Genomic DNA, 15,116 nt, shown 5'->3' with positions numbered 1-15,116 from the left:
GTGCGCGGTGGCGTCGGCGGGGTTCCGGGTGCGCCGTGCGCGAGGGTGGGCAGGAGCACGAGGACCGACCGTACGGCACGACAGGGAGCGAACCGATGAACCTCGACCTCGGCGGGCGGACCGCACTGGTGACGGGCTCCTCGCAGGGCATCGGCGCGGCGATCGCCGCCGGCCTGGCCCGGGCCGGTGCCACGGTGGGCGTCAACGGACGCGACGCCGGCCGCCTGGAGGAGAGCGTCGGGAGACTGCGGGCCGAGGTGCCGGACGGCGCGTTCGTGCCGGTGGCGGCCGATCTCGGCACCGAGGAGGGCGCGGAGCGGGCCCTGGAGACGCTGCCCGACGTGGACATCCTCGTGAACAATCTCGGCGTCTTCGGCGCCGTGCCCGCGCTGGAGATCAGCGACGCCGAGTGGCGCCGCTACTTCGAGATCAACGTCCTCGCGGGCGTCAGGCTGACACGCGCCCATCTCCCCCGGATGAGGGAACGGGGCTGGGGCCGGGTGCTGTACATCGCGAGTGACTCGGCCGTCGTGATCCCGGCCGAGATGATCCACTACGGGGTCTCCAAGACGGCCCTCCTCGCGGTGAGCCGCGGCTTCGCCAAGGAGGCGGCCGGCAGCGGCGTCACCGTCAACTCCGTCATCGCGGGGCCGACCCGCACCGAGGGCGTCGAGGACTTCGTGTACCAGCTCGTCGACCGCGACCTCCCCTGGGACGAGGCCCAGCGAGCCTTCATGCGCGAGCACCGCCCGCAGTCGCTGCTCCAGCGGCTGATCGAGCCCGAGGAGATCGCCAACCTCGTGGTGTACCTGAGCTCGCCCCAGGCCTCCGCCACCACGGGAGCGGCCGTCCGCGTCGACGGCGGATACGTCGATTCGATCCTGCCGTAGGGGCGGTGTGCGGGACGCCGTCTAGCGCTCGCCGTCCTCCTGGTCCGGGCGGGGCTCGCGCCCGCCGGCGGTCTCCGTGACGCCGGACTCGTCGGGCTGCTCCCTGCCCGGCACGGGTGTGCTCCGGCCGCCGGGCTGTCCGCCGCCGGTGGTGCCGTAGCCGCCGGGCACGCCCGGGACGCTGTCCGCGTCGGCCTCCTCACGGCTGATGTGCCGGGTGGCGCGCACGTTGGCGTGCCGTTCCGGGTACCGGTAGTCGAAGGGGCGGGCCTCGGCGCGCTCCTTCTCCTCCCGCTCGGCGGCCCGGGCCGCGTCCTGGTCCTCTGGTGCCCTGCCGTCAGTCATGGCGTCCGCGTACCCCTGCCGGGACGGGCCATGTGGCGTCACTCGTCCGGCGACGCGCGCCGTCGGTCGGCCTCGTCCCACGCCCGGGTGTCGCGCGGCTCGACGTAGGGCTCCTCGTCCGGCGGATGGCCGCCGTCGATCACCCGCTGCCTCGCCAGCTCGGCGTCGAACTCCAGGCCGAAGAGGATGGCCAGGTTCGTCACCCACAGCCACACCAGGAAGATGATGACGCCCGCCAGGGTGCCGTACGTCTTGTTGTACGAGCCGAAGTTCGCCACGTAGAAGGCGAAGCCCACGGAGGCCACCAGCCAGATCAGCAGGGCGAGCAGGCTGCCCGGCGTGATCCACTTGAAGCCCCTGACCCGTGCGTTGGGGGTGGCCCAGTACAGGATCGCGATCATCAGGGTGACGAGAACGACGAGCACCGGCCACTTGGCGTACGTCCACACCGTCATCGCGGTGTCGCCGACACCGAGCGCGGTGCCCGCCTGCTGGGCCAGGCTGCCGGTGAAGACGACGATGAGCGCGCTGATCACGGCGAGCACCAGCAGCACCACGGTCAGCGCCACCCGTAGCGGCAGCACCTTCCACACCGGGCGCCCCTCGGGCACGTCGTACACCGCGTTCGCGGCGCGGATGAACGCGGCCACGTAGCCGGACGCCGACCAGATCGCGCCGACCAGGCCGACCACCGCCAGCACGGAACCCAGACCGGCCTTGGCCTGCAGCTGTTCCACCGCGTTGGTGATGACGTCCCGCGCGGCGCCGGGCGCGAGCTTCTGGATGTTGTCCAGGATCTCCTGGGTGGCCGACTGCCCGGCGATCCCGAGCAGGGAGACCAGTACCAGCAGGGCCGGGAAGAGCGAAAGGATGCCGTAGTAGGTGAGGGCGGCGGCGCGGTCGGTCAGCTCGTCGTCCTTGAACTCGGAGACGACGCGCCGCAGCAGCGCGGACCACGAGCGTTTCTCCAACTTGGTGGGGGAATCGGGCGCGGCACGCTCGGTGGCGGCGTCCGGACCGTAGTCCTCGGACTCCGTCCGGTCCGGCGAGCGGTCCGCGTCCGCCGTGTCGTCCTTGGCGTGCGCCCCGCGGCGGGGGAGGTGCGGTCGGTCCATGGCCCCCGGGTTGCCCGCCACGCCGTACCCAAGCACTCGAGCACCCGTGCGCGGGAAACGTGCCGGGCGCGCGGGCCGCACCCGAAGCCGGCCCCGTTCACCCGTGGTCCGCCACGGCACGCCGTCGTCACCATGGCCGTCGCGGACAGGCCCGCCCACCATCCGCATCGGGGCGGGTCTGCCCGCACCACTCCCGTCCGCCGGGCCGCCGCGCGGCCGAAATACCGCAGTATGCCGCAGCGCGCGCACGTTCCTCTGGAAAATGCCAAAGCGCTCACCAGATGCGTGCACTTTCCGTAGTCTCGGCGTCACGTTCGCGGTACAGCCGTGCAGGGGGAGGGGATCCGGCGTGCCCGGAATCGACGAGAGTCTGGTGGAAGCCATGCGGCTGCCCGGTGTGCGGGGCGCGTCGCTGGTCGACTGGATCAGCGGACTCGCCCTGGGTGCCGTCGGCGACGCGCCGGGCGGTGACTGGGAGGCGACCGCGGCGGAGACCGCCGAACTGGCCCGGCACGTCGCGGAGCACGGCTCCCTGGGCGCCGGCGGTGCCGCCGAGCCGGACAAGGAACCGGCGGTCGAGGACCTGATCGCCACCACCGCCGATTCCTACCACCTGCTCCGGTTCGTCAGCACCCCCTTCGACAGCACCGTCTTCCTCCACCTGTGGCTGGACCGGGGCGACGGGAACCTCGCCCTGGCCCGCATCCGGCTGGCCGAGATGGCGGATCGTCTGGTGCTCGGGTGACGAGGGTGACCAGGGTGACGACCACGTGGACCGCGCACGAGACGACGTCGGCGGCGCTGCGGGCGCTCGCGGCCGAGGGGGCGACGGGTGCCCTGTCGGGCGAGCGGGGCATCGTCTACCTGTCGGCGGGCCGCGTCGTACAGGTGGAGTCCGCCTTCACCCCCGACCTCGGGGCGCTGCTCACCCGCAGCGGCGCCGTGGAGCCCGACGGCTGGTGGGACGCGGTCGACCGGGGCGGGACCCAGCACCGGGTCGGACACCGGCTCGTGGACAGCGGCCGGCTCGCCGCCGGGGCGCTGGAGGTCTGCCACCTGGGCGCGCTGTTCGACGCCGCCTACTTCGTCCTAGCCCACGACACGCGCGCCCACCGCTTCCGGCCCGGCGCCGTGCACTGGCTCGGCGCGGTCCGGTCCGTGCCCGTGGACGTCGTGGTCCGCGAGACCGGACGCCGACGCGCCCTGCTGGACCGCATCTGGCCGGACGCCGCCATCGACACCGCCCCCCTCACCCGGGTGTCCGACGCCCGCGCCGCGGCTCTGCCGGTGCGGCGCAGCCGGGCCCTGACGCAGGTCGACGGCGTCCGCACCGCCGCCGAGATCGCCTCGGCGCTCGCCTGCCGCACGTACCACACCCTCGTCGAACTGCGCCGCCTGGCCGCCGCCGGTCTCGTCACCCCGGCGCCGCCCGCACCCGCACCGTCCTCCCCGGCGGCCGACCCGGGCGGGGTCGTGTGGGACGACCCGGACACCGCCCTGCTGCGACGGCTCCGAGACGCCCTGGAGGCCCTGTGATCCGCGCGCGCCGTCAGCGTGCCGAAAGGAGACTGCTCATGGCCGTCGAGAGCGACGTGCTGGACGAACTGCACCGACTGCGAGGCCGCGTGCCCCAGCTGACCGGCTCGCTCGCGGCCACCGTCGACGGACTCGTCCTGGCCCACGACGCGCCGGAGACCGAACCGGAGGGGCTCGCCGCGCTCACCGCCGCCGCCCTCGGCGTCGCGCAGCGCATGGCCGAGGCCACCGCGCGCGGCGGCTTCCGCGAACTGCTGCTGCGCGGCGCGGACGGCTACGTCGCCACCTACGCCGCCGGTCCGGCCGCCGTGCTCACCCTGCTCGCCGACGGCCGGGTCAACGTGGGCCGGCTGCACCTGGAGGGCCGGCGCAGCGGCGCGCGGATCGGGGAGCTGGTCGCCGACCGCATCGGCCAGGACCGCGCCCGCACCGCGCCCGCCGAGCGCGTCGCCCCCGCGGCCGCGGAGACGGACCGCCCCATCGGGACCCTGCCGGTACGCACCCCGCAGCGGCCCGCACACCGACCCAGCCCGCAGGCCGGCGGCCACCGCCGACCGACCTGATCAACCGATCACGCACCGATCACGTCCGGAAAGGAAGCACGCATGGCCAACCTGGAGACCTCGCTCAAGGAATGCCTCAGCGCCATCGACGGAGCGTCGGCCGCCGCATTGGTCGACTACACCAGCGGCATGGCCCTCGGCACCCTGGGCGGCACCAAGGAGTTCAACCTGGAAGTGGCCGCCGCCGGCAACACCGACGTCGTGCGCGCCAAGCTCCGCACCATGGAACTGCTCGGCCTGAAGGAGGAGATCGAGGACATCCTCATCACCCTGAACAGCCAGTACCACATGATCCGCCTGCTCAAGGGCCGCGGCGGCAACGGGCTGTTCCTCTATCTGGTGCTCGACGCGAGCCGCGCCAACCTGGCGATGGCCCGCCACCAGCTGCGCCGGATCGAGAACGAACTGGAGGTCTGAGCCCGAACACACGGCGCACCCGGACCGACGGGCGTGGGCCCGGGACGAAGGGAACTCCCTCGTCCCGGGCCCACGCCCGCGCACTCCCGGACGGCTCAGGCGCCGCTCTCCCGGAGCATGTCCTCACGCTCGACGAGCTTCACGCGCTCGCGCCCCTGCGGCTCGCCCAGCGCCTTCTCCGCGGCGTCGAGCTGGTACCAGCCGTCCCAGGTGGTGAAGCGGACGTTCCGCTCGGCGAGGAAGGCGTCCACGGCCTCCGGCTCCGGAGAGGCGGGCGTCTGCAGCCGGCCGCCCGCGTAGTCCGCCAGCAGGTTGGCGACCGTCTCGTTGGCGTCGCCCTTGGTGTGGCCGATCAGACCGACCGGGCCGCGCCGGATCCAGCCGGTGACGTACGTCGACCGCAGGTGCTCGCCGGACTCCTGGATGACGCGTCCGCCCTCGTCCGGGACCGTGCCCGAGTCGATGTCCCAGGGCAGCTTGGGCAGCTGGTCGGACAGGTAGCCCACGGCCCGGTAGACGGCCTGGACGTCCCAGTCCTTGAACTCGCCGGTGCCCTTGACGTTGCCGGTGCCGTCCAGCTCGGTGCGCTCGGTGCGCAGGCCGACGACCTTGCCGTCCTCGCCGAGGATCTCCGAGGGCGACTCGAAGAAGTGCAGGAACAGCTTGTGCGGCCGGTCGCCGACGTCGCGGATCGCCCAGTTCTCCAGGGTCTTGGCGACCATGTCGGCCTGCTTGTTGCCGCGCCGGGTGGCGATCGAGCCGTCGTCGTAGTCGATGTCCTCGGGGTCGACGATGACCTCGATGTTGGGGGAGTGGTCCAGCTCCCGCAGCTCCATCGGGCTGAACTTCGCCTGCGCCGGGCCGCGGCGGCCGAAGACGTGGACCTCGAGCGCCTTGTTGGCCTTCAGGCCTTCGTAGACGTTCGGCGGGATCTCGGTCGGCAGCAGCTCGTCGGCCGTCTTGGCGAGGACGCGCGCGATGTCGAGGGCGACGTTGCCGACACCGAGGACGGCGACCTTCTCCGCCTCCAGCGGCCAGGTGCGCGGGAAGTCGGGGTGGCCGTCGTACCAGGCGACGAAGTCGGCGGCACCGTAGGAGCCGTCGAGGTCGATGCCGGGGATCGGCAGCGCCCGGTCGGCCGTGGCGCCCGTGGCGAAGATCACACCGTCGTAGAAGGCGCGCAGGTCGTCCAGGCTGATGTCGGTCGGGTAGTCGACGTTGCCGAAGAGACGGATCTGCGGCTTGTCGAGCACCTGGTGCAGGGCCGTGATGATGCCCTTGATCCGCGGGTGGTCGGGGGCGACGCCGTACCGGATCAGTCCGAACGGGGCGGGCATGCGCTCGAAGATGTCTATGGACACACCGGGGTCGGCGGCCACCTCGGACTTGAGCAGGGCGTCGGCGGCGTAGATCCCGGCCGGGCCGGATCCGACGATGGCTACCCGCAGAGGGCGGGGCATGTTCAGGTTCCCTTCGAGCGGTGACAGATCGACTCTTGGGGAAGCCTAAGCTAAGGCAAGCCTAAGTCGGTACGCGGGTCCGGTCTATGAGCCCATAAGTCGATCTTATGGGATGTCATGGCCTGACTTTGCCCCGGGGGTGGACCGAAGTTTGAACCACCGGTCACGGGTGACCAAGGCGTGAGGCAGGCGATCGCGTCACCTCACGAGGGGAGCCCCCGGTGCACCGTCCGGACGACCACCCGGATCCGAACCGGTGGCGGGCCCTGTGGGTGACGCTGGTCGCCGGTTTCATGACCCTGCTGGACGTCACGATCGTCGCGGTCGCCCTGCCGTCCATGCAACGTGAGCTGAACGCCTCGGCGGCGTCGGTGCAGTGGGTCGTGTCCGGCTACGCCCTCGCGTTCGCCCTGACGCTGGTCACCGCCGGTCGGGTCGGCGACACGTTCGGCAGGCGCCGTGTCTTCCTCGTCGCACTGGCCGCCTTCGTCGTCTGCAGCGCCGCGGCCGGGGCCGCGCCCGGCATCGAACTCCTGGTCGTCGCGCGGCTCGCCCAGGGGGTCGCCGCGGGCAGCATCGCGCCGCAGAACTCGGCGCTCATCCAGCAACTGTTCCGGGGCACGGAGCGCGGCCGCGCCTTCGGGCTCTTCGGCGCGACCGTCGGTGTCTCCAGCGCGGTGGGGCCGGTCGTCGGCGGACTGATCCTGGCCCTGGCGGGCTCCGGGGGCTGGCGCTGGATCTTCTACGTCAACGTGCCGGTCGGCGCCCTCGCCTTCGTGCTCGGCCTCCGTCTCCTGCCCCGGGTCGCCCCCGGCGGCCGGGGGCGGCTGGACCCCGTGGGAGTCCTGCTCCTGGGCGCCGGCATCCTGGCCCTGATGCTGCCGCTGGTGCTCGCCGAGGGCGGCGGGGTCGCCAGGGTGTGGTGGCTGTTCCCGGCGGGGCTGGTCCTGCTGGCCGCCTTCGTGCGCTGGGAACGGCGGATCGCCCGCCGCGACGGGGAGCCGCTGCTGGACCCCGGCCTGCTCACCGAGACCCGCGGCTACGCCACCGGCGCGGGCCTGGCCGCCCTGTACTTCGTCGGGTTCAGCGGCGTGTGGCTGGTCTTCGCGCTCTTCTTCCAGAACGGCCTCGGCTACTCGCCGCTCATGTCCGGCCTGGCGGTGACGCCGTTCGCCGTGGGTTCCGCCGCCGCCGCGGCCGTGGCGGGCCGGCTGGTCGAGCGGCTGGGGCGGCTGCTGACGGTCTGGGGGCTGGTGGCCGTCATGGCGGGACTGGGCACCACCGCCGTGGTGCTGTGGCTCGCGCCCTCCGACCGGGCGGTGTGGTTCGCGGCCCCGGCCCTGCTGGTCGGCGGCCTGGGCAGCGGCTGTGTGATCTCCCCGAACATCACGATGACGCTGCGGGACGTCCCGGTGCGGATGGCGGGCGCCGCCGGGGGCGCCCTGCAGACGGGCCAGCGGCTGGGCGGCGCCGTCGGCACCGCCGCGCTGCCGGGGCTGTTCTACCTGACGCTGAACGCCACCCACGACGACTACCACGAGGCGGTGGCCCTGTCGGTCGGCTCCGGTGTCGCCGCCATGCTGTGTGCGCTGACCGTCGCGGTCCTCGACTGGCGGCGGGACCGCGCGGGCCGCGCCGGACGCTGCCCGCCCGAGCGGTCCCACAGTCACACTCACGCGGGCCAGGGCTGAAGCGCCGCCCCGGTGGAGTGGCCGCTCAGCGCCGCTTGCCGAACTTCCGCAGCATCTGCTGGGCCTGGGCACGGCGACGCGGGTCCGCCGCCGCCCTGCGCACCTGCTCCGTCGCCCGGCGGCCCTGCGGGCTGCGCGCGAACCGCTTGATCCGGTCCAGTACTCCGGCCATGACGTTCCTCCGAGTCGACGACGGGTCCTTCCTGTCCGACCGCCTACCCCGCCCTCGCCCGCTCACCCCGTGGGCCGCCGCCGGGTTTGATCCGGCCGCGCCGGGCGACCCGCAGGGCGCAGGACATCGCAAGCGAACGCCGAGAGGTGAGCACTGTGGCCGGCAACCAGAAGTCCAAGGCCAAGATGGAACAGGCCAAGGGGAAGGCCAAGGAAGCGGCCGGCCGGGCCGCCGGCAACGAGCGCATGACGGCCGAGGGCCGCGCCGAGCAGTCCAAGGGCGACGCCCGGCAGGCCAAGGAGAAGGGCAAGGACACGTTCCGGCACTGACACCGGAGCCCACGAAGGGCGTCGTGCCCGGCGGCGGGGTCAGCCGATGTGGTAGGCGTCCCCGTACACGTGCCAGTCCAGGGGCGGGTCGAGGTCCAGGTTGCCCTCGTTCAGGAAGACGCGTTGCGACGTGTCGACCCGGCTGGTGTCGCTGTGCGCCTCCTCCTGCTCCATGGCCCACACCCTCTCGTCCAGGAAGGCGTGCAGGTACGCCACCTCGTCGCCGCCCCGGGCCGGCGGCCGGGCCCGGCGCAGCGCCCGGTCACGGATACTGCCGAAGCTCAGACGGTCGTTGCCGCCGCCGTGCATGACGATCGCGTCGTAGTACGCGAACTGCCCGAGTGTCCGCAGCCCGTCCGCCTTCCCCTGCCGTACGGCAGGGCCGAAGTAGACGCGGTCGCGCTCGTCGTCCTGCGCCCGGCGGAACTCCGGATCGCGGGCGGCCCGGCGCCAGTCGCCGGGGTACCCCGGGTCGAGACCCTCGTGCGAGTCCGAGCCGTCGACCGCGCGCAGCGCCGGCAGATAGGGCGCGAGCACGTTGCCGGGCCGGCGGGCGGTGTAGAGCTCCACCAGGTCGAGCATGTCGCCGGTGCCGGAACAGAAGCCGATGATGCCGGCGGTGTAGCCGCGGCCGTCGCCGATGTCCTCGATGTACTGGTACTGCGCCTTCCAGTCGAGCGAGGAGTTCTCCGCGCTCGACACCAGCCGCATGGCGATCTCCTTCTTCGCCGGGTCGTCGAGGCCCGGCGCGCGCACGGCCGCCGAGGCCCGCTCGGGTGTCAGGAAGGGAACCGTCGCCAGGGACGCGCATGCCACGGCGAGCACGGTACGGCGCGAGGTGCCTGCGGGACGCGCCGGATCGGGGAACGGGTGCCTCACGGAATCTCCAGGTGTGGTGGGGGGTCGGGAATGCCTGGCACTGATAGGAAAGTTTCCTACCAGATGACGGGCGTGCCGGGTACCCACCGTGCGCGAAACCGTTACGGAGACGGACGCCGACGCCCCGTCAGGGCACCGGCTGCTCCGCCCAGATGACCTTGCCGGCCGGCGTGTACCGCGTGCCCCAGCGCTCGGCGAGCTGCGCGACGAGGAAGAGGCCGCGCCCGCCCTCGTCCGTCATGGCGGCGTACCGCAGGTGCGGCGAGGTGCTGCTGCTGTCGAACACCTCGCAGATCAGGCTCCGGTCCCGCACCATCCGGACCTGGACGGTCTCCCCGCCGTACCGGATCGCGTTGGTGACCAGCTCGCTGAGGATCAGCTCGGTCGTGAACGCCAGCTCGTCCAGCCCCCATTCGGCCAGCCGCCGGGTGACCTGGGAGCGGATCTCGCCGACCGCCGCCGGGTCGTTGGGGACCTGCCACTCGGCGACCCGGTCGGGGCCGAGCGCGTGGGTGCGGGCGACGAGCAGGGCGATGTCGTCGCCCGGCCGGTCCGGGAGCCGCGCGTCGAGGACGGTCCGGCAGGTCTCCTCCGGCGACTGACCGGCCGTCTCCAGCGCCCGGCGCAGATGCTCCAGGCCGACGTCGATGTCGTGTTCCCGGGTCTCGACCAGCCCGTCGGTGTACAGCACCAGCCGGCTCCCCTCGGCCAGGCGCAGCTCGGTCGTCTCGAACGGCAGGCCGCCCAGGCCCAGCGGCGGCCCGGCGGGCACCTCCGGGAACTCCACGGTGCCGTCGGGCCGGATCAGCGCCGGCGGCGGATGCCCCGCGCGGGCCAGCACACAGACCCGGGAGACGGGGTCGTAGATGGCGTAGAGGCAGGTCGCGCCGGTGACCGGAGCGCTGTCGTCGGCGGCCTCGTCCTGGTCGATGCGGCCGACCAGCTCGTCGAGCAGGCCGAGCAGCTCGTCGGGCGGCAGGTCGAGCGACGTGAAGTTGTGCACCGCCGTCCGCAGCCGCCCCATGGTGGCCGCCGCGTGCAGCCCGTGGCCGACGACGTCGCCCACCACGAGGGCCACCCGCGCTCCCGACAGCGGCAGCACGTCGAACCAGTCGCCGCCGACCCCCGCCTGCGCCGGCAGGTACCGGTAGGCGACGTCCAGGGCGTTCTGCTCGGGCATCCGGCGCGGCAGCAGACTGCGCTGGAGGGTGACCGCCATGCTGTGCTCGCGGGTGTAGCGGCGCGCGTTGTCGATCGAGACCGCGGCCCGCGCGACCAGTTCCTCGGCGAGCGTCAGCTCGTCCTCGTCGAAGGGCTCGGGTTTCTCCGAACGCCAGAAGCTGACCACCCCGAGCACCAGGGTGCCCGCCCGCAGCGGCACGGTGATCAGCGAGTGGACGCCGTACTCCACCACCTGTGCGGAGCGTTCCAGGTCCTGTGCCTGCCAGCCCGGGGCCTCGCCCAGCCGGGGTTCGAGCACGGGGCGGCCCGTCTCCAGGGAGCGGCCCTGCGGGGAGGAGGCCACGAAGCGGAGCTGCCTGCCGACCGGGTAGAGCGGGACCTCCTCGCGGATGCCGCTGAGCGCGGCGCGGCTCAGCGGGGTCGCGCTCCCCGGCTGGCCGCCCGCCAGCACGGCGTCGTACAGGTCCACGCTGACGTAGTCCGCGAACCGGGGCACGGCCAGCTCGGCCAGTTCCTCGGCGGTGCGGGTGACGTCCAGGCTGGTGCCGATGCCCACACCGGCGGCGTACAGGATGTCGAGGCGTTCGCGGGCGGTCTCGGCCCGCCCGGACAGCGCCCGCAGCTCCGTCGAGTCCCGGAGCGTGGTGACGCTTCCGGCGGGGCCGCCGCGGATGTCCGTGGGGCGCTGGTTGACCGCCAGCAGCCGGTCCTTGACCAGGTGCACCTCGTCGGTGGCGACCCGGCCGGAGGCCAGCAGCTCCGCGGTGTCGTCCGGCAGGCCCAGTTCGCCGACCTGCCGTCCCTCGGCGTCGGCGGGCAGGTCGAGCAGGCGCTGCGCCTCGTCGTTGGCGAGCAGCAGCCGGCCGTCGGGGCCGACGATGAGCACGCCCTCCCGGACGCTGTGCAGGACGGCGTCGTGGTGTTCGTACATCCGGGTCATCTCGTGCGGCCCCAGACCGTGCGTCTGCCGCAGCAGCCGCCGGCTGACCAGCGCGGTGCCCGCCGTCGCCAGGGCCAGGCCGACGCCCGCCACGATCAGCACCAGCGGCAGCTGCCGCTCGGCGGCGCCGCCCACGTTCTCCGTCGTGATGCCGGCCGACACCAGGCCCACGACCTCGCCGTCCGGCGTCTCGACGGGCACGACGGCCTGCACGAGCGGGCCGATGGTCCCGTCGACCTGCTCGGTCACCGTCTCCCCGTTCAGCGCGGGGGCGATGGTGCCCACGAACTCCTTGCCGATGCGGTCCGGTTTGGGATGGGTGTAGCGGATGCCCTCGGTGTTCATGACGACGATGAAGTCCACGCCCGTCGCCTTGCGCGCCGCCTCGGCCCGGGGCTGGAGCACCGCCGTGGGGTCGGGGCTGCGCAGGGCTTCGCGGATGCCCGGGGAGTTGGCGAATGTCGCGGCCACCGCGACGGACCGGTTGCGGGCCTCCACCTCGCTGTCGTGCCGCACCTGGAGCACCAGCGCCACCGCCGCCGCCACCACGAGCAGCAGCACGATGAACACGTTCATGGCGAAGACCTGGCCGGCGACGCTGCGCCCGGACAGCATGGAGCGCAGCGCCGCCGCGCGTCCTCGCCGTCCCGCGCCCGCCCCTCGCCGTGACCGGTCCGCGTCTCGCCGGACCCGGGCGAGCGAACCGCTGGGACGACGGGGTGACCGCTCTCCCGATCGACCCATCAGTCGGACCATGTGCCCATGTCTACACTGCCGGGCCCGAGGAGGCGAGGGGCGCCCCCGGTGACGGAGGTGCCCGGCACGGGCAGGTCCGGGCCCGCGCTCACCGGGGACTCCGGTGCCGCGAGTGGCGCGTGGCGAGCAGCAGGGCGATGTCGTCGGGGCGGTCCTCGGTGCGGCGCGCGGTGCGGGTGAGCCGGTCGGCGATGCCCGCGAGCGAGCGGCCGTCCGCCCCCGTCGCGGGCGCGCCCTCCCTGGCCAGGGCCAGCCCGAGGGCGGTGATGCCGTCGTCGATGTCGGCGCCGGGCCGCTCCACCAGCCCGTCGGTGTACAGGGCGAGGACGGCGCCGGGCTCGACCCGGAACTCGGTCAGCGGGTACGGCGCGCCGGGGTCCACCCCGAGCACCATCCCGCCGGGCAGGTCCACGGGCTCGGTGCGTCCGTCCGGGTGGCGCAGCAGCGGCGGCGGGTGACCCGCGCGGGCCGCGCAGGCCCGTCCGGTGGCCGGGTCAAGCCGGATGTAGCAGCAGCTCGCGAACAGGCCCGGGTCCAGGTCGGTCAGCAGGTGGTTGACGCCGCCGAGCACCTCGTCGGGCGGACGGTCCCCGAGGGCGAAGGCGCGCACGGCGCTGCGCAGTTGCCCCATGGTGGCCGCCGCCTGCACGCCATGCCCCTGCACGTCGCCGATGACCAGTGCCATGCCGTCGCCCGAGGCGACCACGTCGTACCAGTCCCCGCCCACCTCCATGCCCTGGGTGCCGGGCAGATAGCGCCCGGCGGTCTCCAGCAGCGGGTGCGCCGGGAGCCGGCGGGGCAGCAGCGCCCGCTGCAGGCCGCGGGCGAGCGCGGTCTCGGACTCGTAGCGCCTGGCCTTCTCCATCGCCTGGGCGATCACCCCGGCGAGGGCGGTGAGCACGGAGCGCTCCTCGGTGCCGAAGCTCCGGGCACGGTCGAAGCCCAGGATGCAGGAGCCGACCGGGCGGCCGGAGGCGATCAGCGGAAGGAAGGCGCGGGCGCCCTCCGTGGCGTCCAGCGGAATGCCCGGGTACGCGGCGGCCAGCGCCTGCATCGAGTCGAAGAAGAGCGGGCGGCCGCTGGTCAGCGTCTCGACCCCGGGCAGCCGGGCGTCGAGGGCCACCCCCTCGAAGGGGGCGAGGAAGCCCGGCGGGAAGCCCGTCTCCCACGCCAGGTACAGGTGCCGTTCCTGGAGCAGGTAGATGGCGAGCCGGCGGCCGCCGAACGCGGGCAGCAGTTCCCGTACGACCACGGCGGCCACCTGGCGGGCGGTGACCGCCTCGGTCAGGGCCACGGCCAGGACGATGGGCCGGTACACGGGCGGCGTGGTGGCGACGGCGGTGGGTCCGGGGTCGTCGGCCCCGGGCGCCGCCCGCGCCGGGCCGTGCTCGGGTGTGAGACCGGCGGACGCGTCGGCCACCCGGTTGGCCGGGCGGAGCGTTCCGGTCAGCAGGTCCCGCCCGGGATGCACGGAGACCGCGAGCCAGTCGCCCTCGTAGGGCTGCGGGGTGGCCCGGCGGCTGTCGTCGGGCGGGCGCCGGACGTGGAAGTGGACCGGGTCCGGGGAGAGCAGGGCGCCGCGCAGGTGGTCCTCGTAGGCGGCCTGGTCCAGCCAGGGCACGGCCTCCCACAGGGAGTGGCCGAGCAGCCGGGACCGGGGCAGGCCCAGCAGCCGGGCGGCGCGCGGATTGGCGTAGACGACGGTGCCCAGCCGGTCCACGCAGAACACGCCGTCCGGCAGCAGGTCGGCCGCGGCGTCCGCGACGGTGCCGCCGGACGGCTCGCGCACGACGCCCCGCACCGGGCCGCCGGCGTGGGGAGCCGCCTGCGGTCGCCACAGTTCCACCAGGCGCAGCGTGCCGTCCGCGGCGCGCGCGTACAGGGGCAGCGGGGGCGGCAGGCCGGCGGCCGTCTGCCGCAGCGCCGCGGCGATGCGGTGCCCGTCGTCGGGCGTCAGCGCGCCGGTGAGCGCGTCGAGTGTGACGACCGGGTCCCGGGTGTTTTCGGCCAGCCCGAGCAGGGCGCACAGCGGCTCGTCGACGGTGACGGCGCCGGAGCCGGGGTCCCAGGCGAAACTTCCGGCGTGCTGCGGGTGCCGCGCGGACGGCGGCGGCCGCAGGCACAGCGGTTCACCGTCCCAGAGCACGGGCGGCGCGTCCCGGCGCCCGGCCGACCGGTCCAGCAGCGCGCCGAGTTCCCGCGCCGCCTCTTCCATCCGGTTCAGGCCCTCCAGCACCTCGGCGGTGTCGGAGGCCGAGGGGCGCAGGACGGTCAGGACGCCGTACGTCCGCGCGGCGCCGGCGACGGGCACGTACAGGGACCCGAAGGGGAACGGCAGACCGGCCGCGAACTGCGGGTAACGGCGCATCGTCTCGGCCGCGTTGGGCAGCACCACGCGGGTGCCGAGCCGGTAGGCGTCGGCCACCGGGAACGGACTGTCGGCGTGCAGCCGCCACCAGGGTCGGAACAGCGGTCCGGGCAGTCCGGCGAGGACGGCGAGCCGCAGCAGCCCGGGGGTGCGGGAGGGCAGGTAGATCCCGCCCGCGTAGCCGCCGGCCGCGCTGATCGCCTGCGCACAGGCGTCGACGAGCAGCGCCGTCAGCCTTCCCGGCATCCGGCCTGCGTCCTCGGCGCCTGCACTCATCGGCCCCACCTCGTCCGTGCGCCGTCACGCGGGCGACACAGCAAGAATGCGCCACCCCACCGGCACCGCGCACGCGATGGGGCCGCACGGGTGACCGCGACGGGGCGTTGACCGCGGGGACGAGAGTCCGTAACCTCCTCCGCGACATTCGGAAATCTCTCCGAAACTTTCGGAGACTCCGGCTTTCTCCGGGCGAC

General features: G+C 73.8%; 14 protein-coding genes. 7 read left to right on the top strand and 7 right to left on the bottom strand.

Going from position 1 to position 15,116, the window contains the following annotated elements:
- Positions 1–95: 95 nt before the first annotated feature.
- Positions 96–890: an SDR family NAD(P)-dependent oxidoreductase gene (locus KUM03_RS23825; protein WP_217251321.1), complete on the top strand. Its 795-nt coding sequence runs from the start codon at positions 96–98 to the stop codon at positions 888–890.
- A gap of 21 nt (positions 891–911) precedes the next feature.
- Here the strand turns inward: KUM03_RS23825 and KUM03_RS23820 are convergent, their stop codons facing one another.
- Together KUM03_RS23820 and KUM03_RS23815 are read right to left on the bottom strand one after the other, a co-directional pair.
- A complete protein-coding gene (locus KUM03_RS23820; RefSeq protein ID WP_217251320.1) occupies positions 912–1,235 on the bottom strand; it encodes a hypothetical protein in 324 nt (107 codons plus the stop codon).
- Positions 1,236–1,273: 38 nt separating this feature from the next.
- Entirely contained in the window at positions 1,274–2,350 is a 1,077-nt protein-coding gene (locus tag KUM03_RS23815; RefSeq protein WP_217251319.1) for a YihY/virulence factor BrkB family protein, read from the bottom strand.
- Between the two features lie 349 nt (positions 2,351–2,699).
- Between KUM03_RS23815 and KUM03_RS23810 the strand changes: the two genes are divergently transcribed.
- Genes KUM03_RS23810 through KUM03_RS23795 form a run of 4 tightly spaced genes read left to right on the top strand, consistent with a single transcriptional unit; the run spans position 2,700 to position 4,866 of the window.
- On the top strand, positions 2,700–3,095 hold the full coding sequence (locus KUM03_RS23810; protein ID WP_217251318.1) for a hypothetical protein: 396 nt from the start codon (positions 2,700–2,702) through the stop codon (positions 3,093–3,095).
- Positions 3,096–3,109: 14 nt separating this feature from the next.
- The gene (locus KUM03_RS23805; RefSeq protein ID WP_217251317.1) at positions 3,110–3,886 is read left to right on the top strand and encodes a hypothetical protein; all 777 of its coding nucleotides are present in this window, start codon (positions 3,110–3,112) and stop codon (positions 3,884–3,886) included.
- Positions 3,887–3,924: 38 nt separating this feature from the next.
- Positions 3,925–4,449: a roadblock/LC7 domain-containing protein gene (locus tag KUM03_RS23800; RefSeq protein WP_217251316.1), complete on the top strand. Its 525-nt coding sequence runs from the start codon at positions 3,925–3,927 to the stop codon at positions 4,447–4,449.
- A 42-nt stretch (positions 4,450–4,491) separates the two neighbouring features.
- Complete coding sequence (locus KUM03_RS23795) at positions 4,492–4,866, top strand: hypothetical protein (RefSeq protein WP_217251315.1); 375 nt, start codon at positions 4,492–4,494, stop codon at positions 4,864–4,866.
- A gap of 95 nt (positions 4,867–4,961) precedes the next feature.
- Here KUM03_RS23795 and KUM03_RS23790 read toward each other — a convergent pair whose 3' ends face one another.
- Entirely contained in the window at positions 4,962–6,326 is a 1,365-nt protein-coding gene (locus tag KUM03_RS23790) for an FAD-dependent oxidoreductase (protein WP_217251314.1), read from the bottom strand.
- Between the two features lie 221 nt (positions 6,327–6,547).
- Here KUM03_RS23790 and KUM03_RS23785 point away from each other — a divergent pair, with 221 nt between their 5' ends.
- A complete protein-coding gene (locus KUM03_RS23785; RefSeq protein WP_217251313.1) occupies positions 6,548–8,017 on the top strand; it encodes an MFS transporter in 1,470 nt (489 codons plus the stop codon).
- A 25-nt stretch (positions 8,018–8,042) separates the two neighbouring features.
- Here the strand turns inward: KUM03_RS23785 and KUM03_RS23780 are convergent, their stop codons facing one another.
- Complete coding sequence (locus tag KUM03_RS23780; RefSeq protein WP_107063994.1) at positions 8,043–8,189, bottom strand: hypothetical protein; 147 nt, start codon at positions 8,187–8,189, stop codon at positions 8,043–8,045.
- Positions 8,190–8,344: 155 nt separating this feature from the next.
- Here KUM03_RS23780 and KUM03_RS23775 point away from each other — a divergent pair, with 155 nt between their 5' ends.
- Positions 8,345–8,518: a CsbD family protein gene (locus KUM03_RS23775; RefSeq protein ID WP_210958280.1), complete on the top strand. Its 174-nt coding sequence runs from the start codon at positions 8,345–8,347 to the stop codon at positions 8,516–8,518.
- A 39-nt stretch (positions 8,519–8,557) separates the two neighbouring features.
- On the opposite strand, the gene KUM03_RS23770 is transcribed toward KUM03_RS23775, so the two are convergent.
- The 3 genes from KUM03_RS23770 to KUM03_RS23760 form a co-directional block, all read right to left on the bottom strand.
- Positions 8,558–9,397 carry a chitosanase gene (locus tag KUM03_RS23770; RefSeq protein WP_217251312.1) on the bottom strand — a complete coding sequence of 280 codons (840 nt, stop codon included), beginning with the start codon at positions 9,395–9,397 and terminating at the stop codon, positions 8,558–8,560.
- Positions 9,398–9,524: 127 nt separating this feature from the next.
- A complete protein-coding gene (locus tag KUM03_RS23765) occupies positions 9,525–12,275 on the bottom strand; it encodes a SpoIIE family protein phosphatase/ATP-binding protein (protein ID WP_217251311.1) in 2,751 nt (916 codons plus the stop codon).
- An 88-nt stretch (positions 12,276–12,363) separates the two neighbouring features.
- Complete coding sequence (locus KUM03_RS23760; protein WP_217251310.1) at positions 12,364–14,919, bottom strand: SpoIIE family protein phosphatase; 2,556 nt, start codon at positions 14,917–14,919, stop codon at positions 12,364–12,366.
- Positions 14,920–15,116 lie beyond the last annotated feature (197 nt).

The organism is Streptomyces sp. AC602_WCS936 (genome assembly GCF_019049125.1).
Classification (GTDB): Bacteria; Actinomycetota; Actinomycetes; order Streptomycetales; family Streptomycetaceae; genus Streptomyces.
This window is presented reverse-complemented; position numbering and strand designations above follow the sequence as displayed.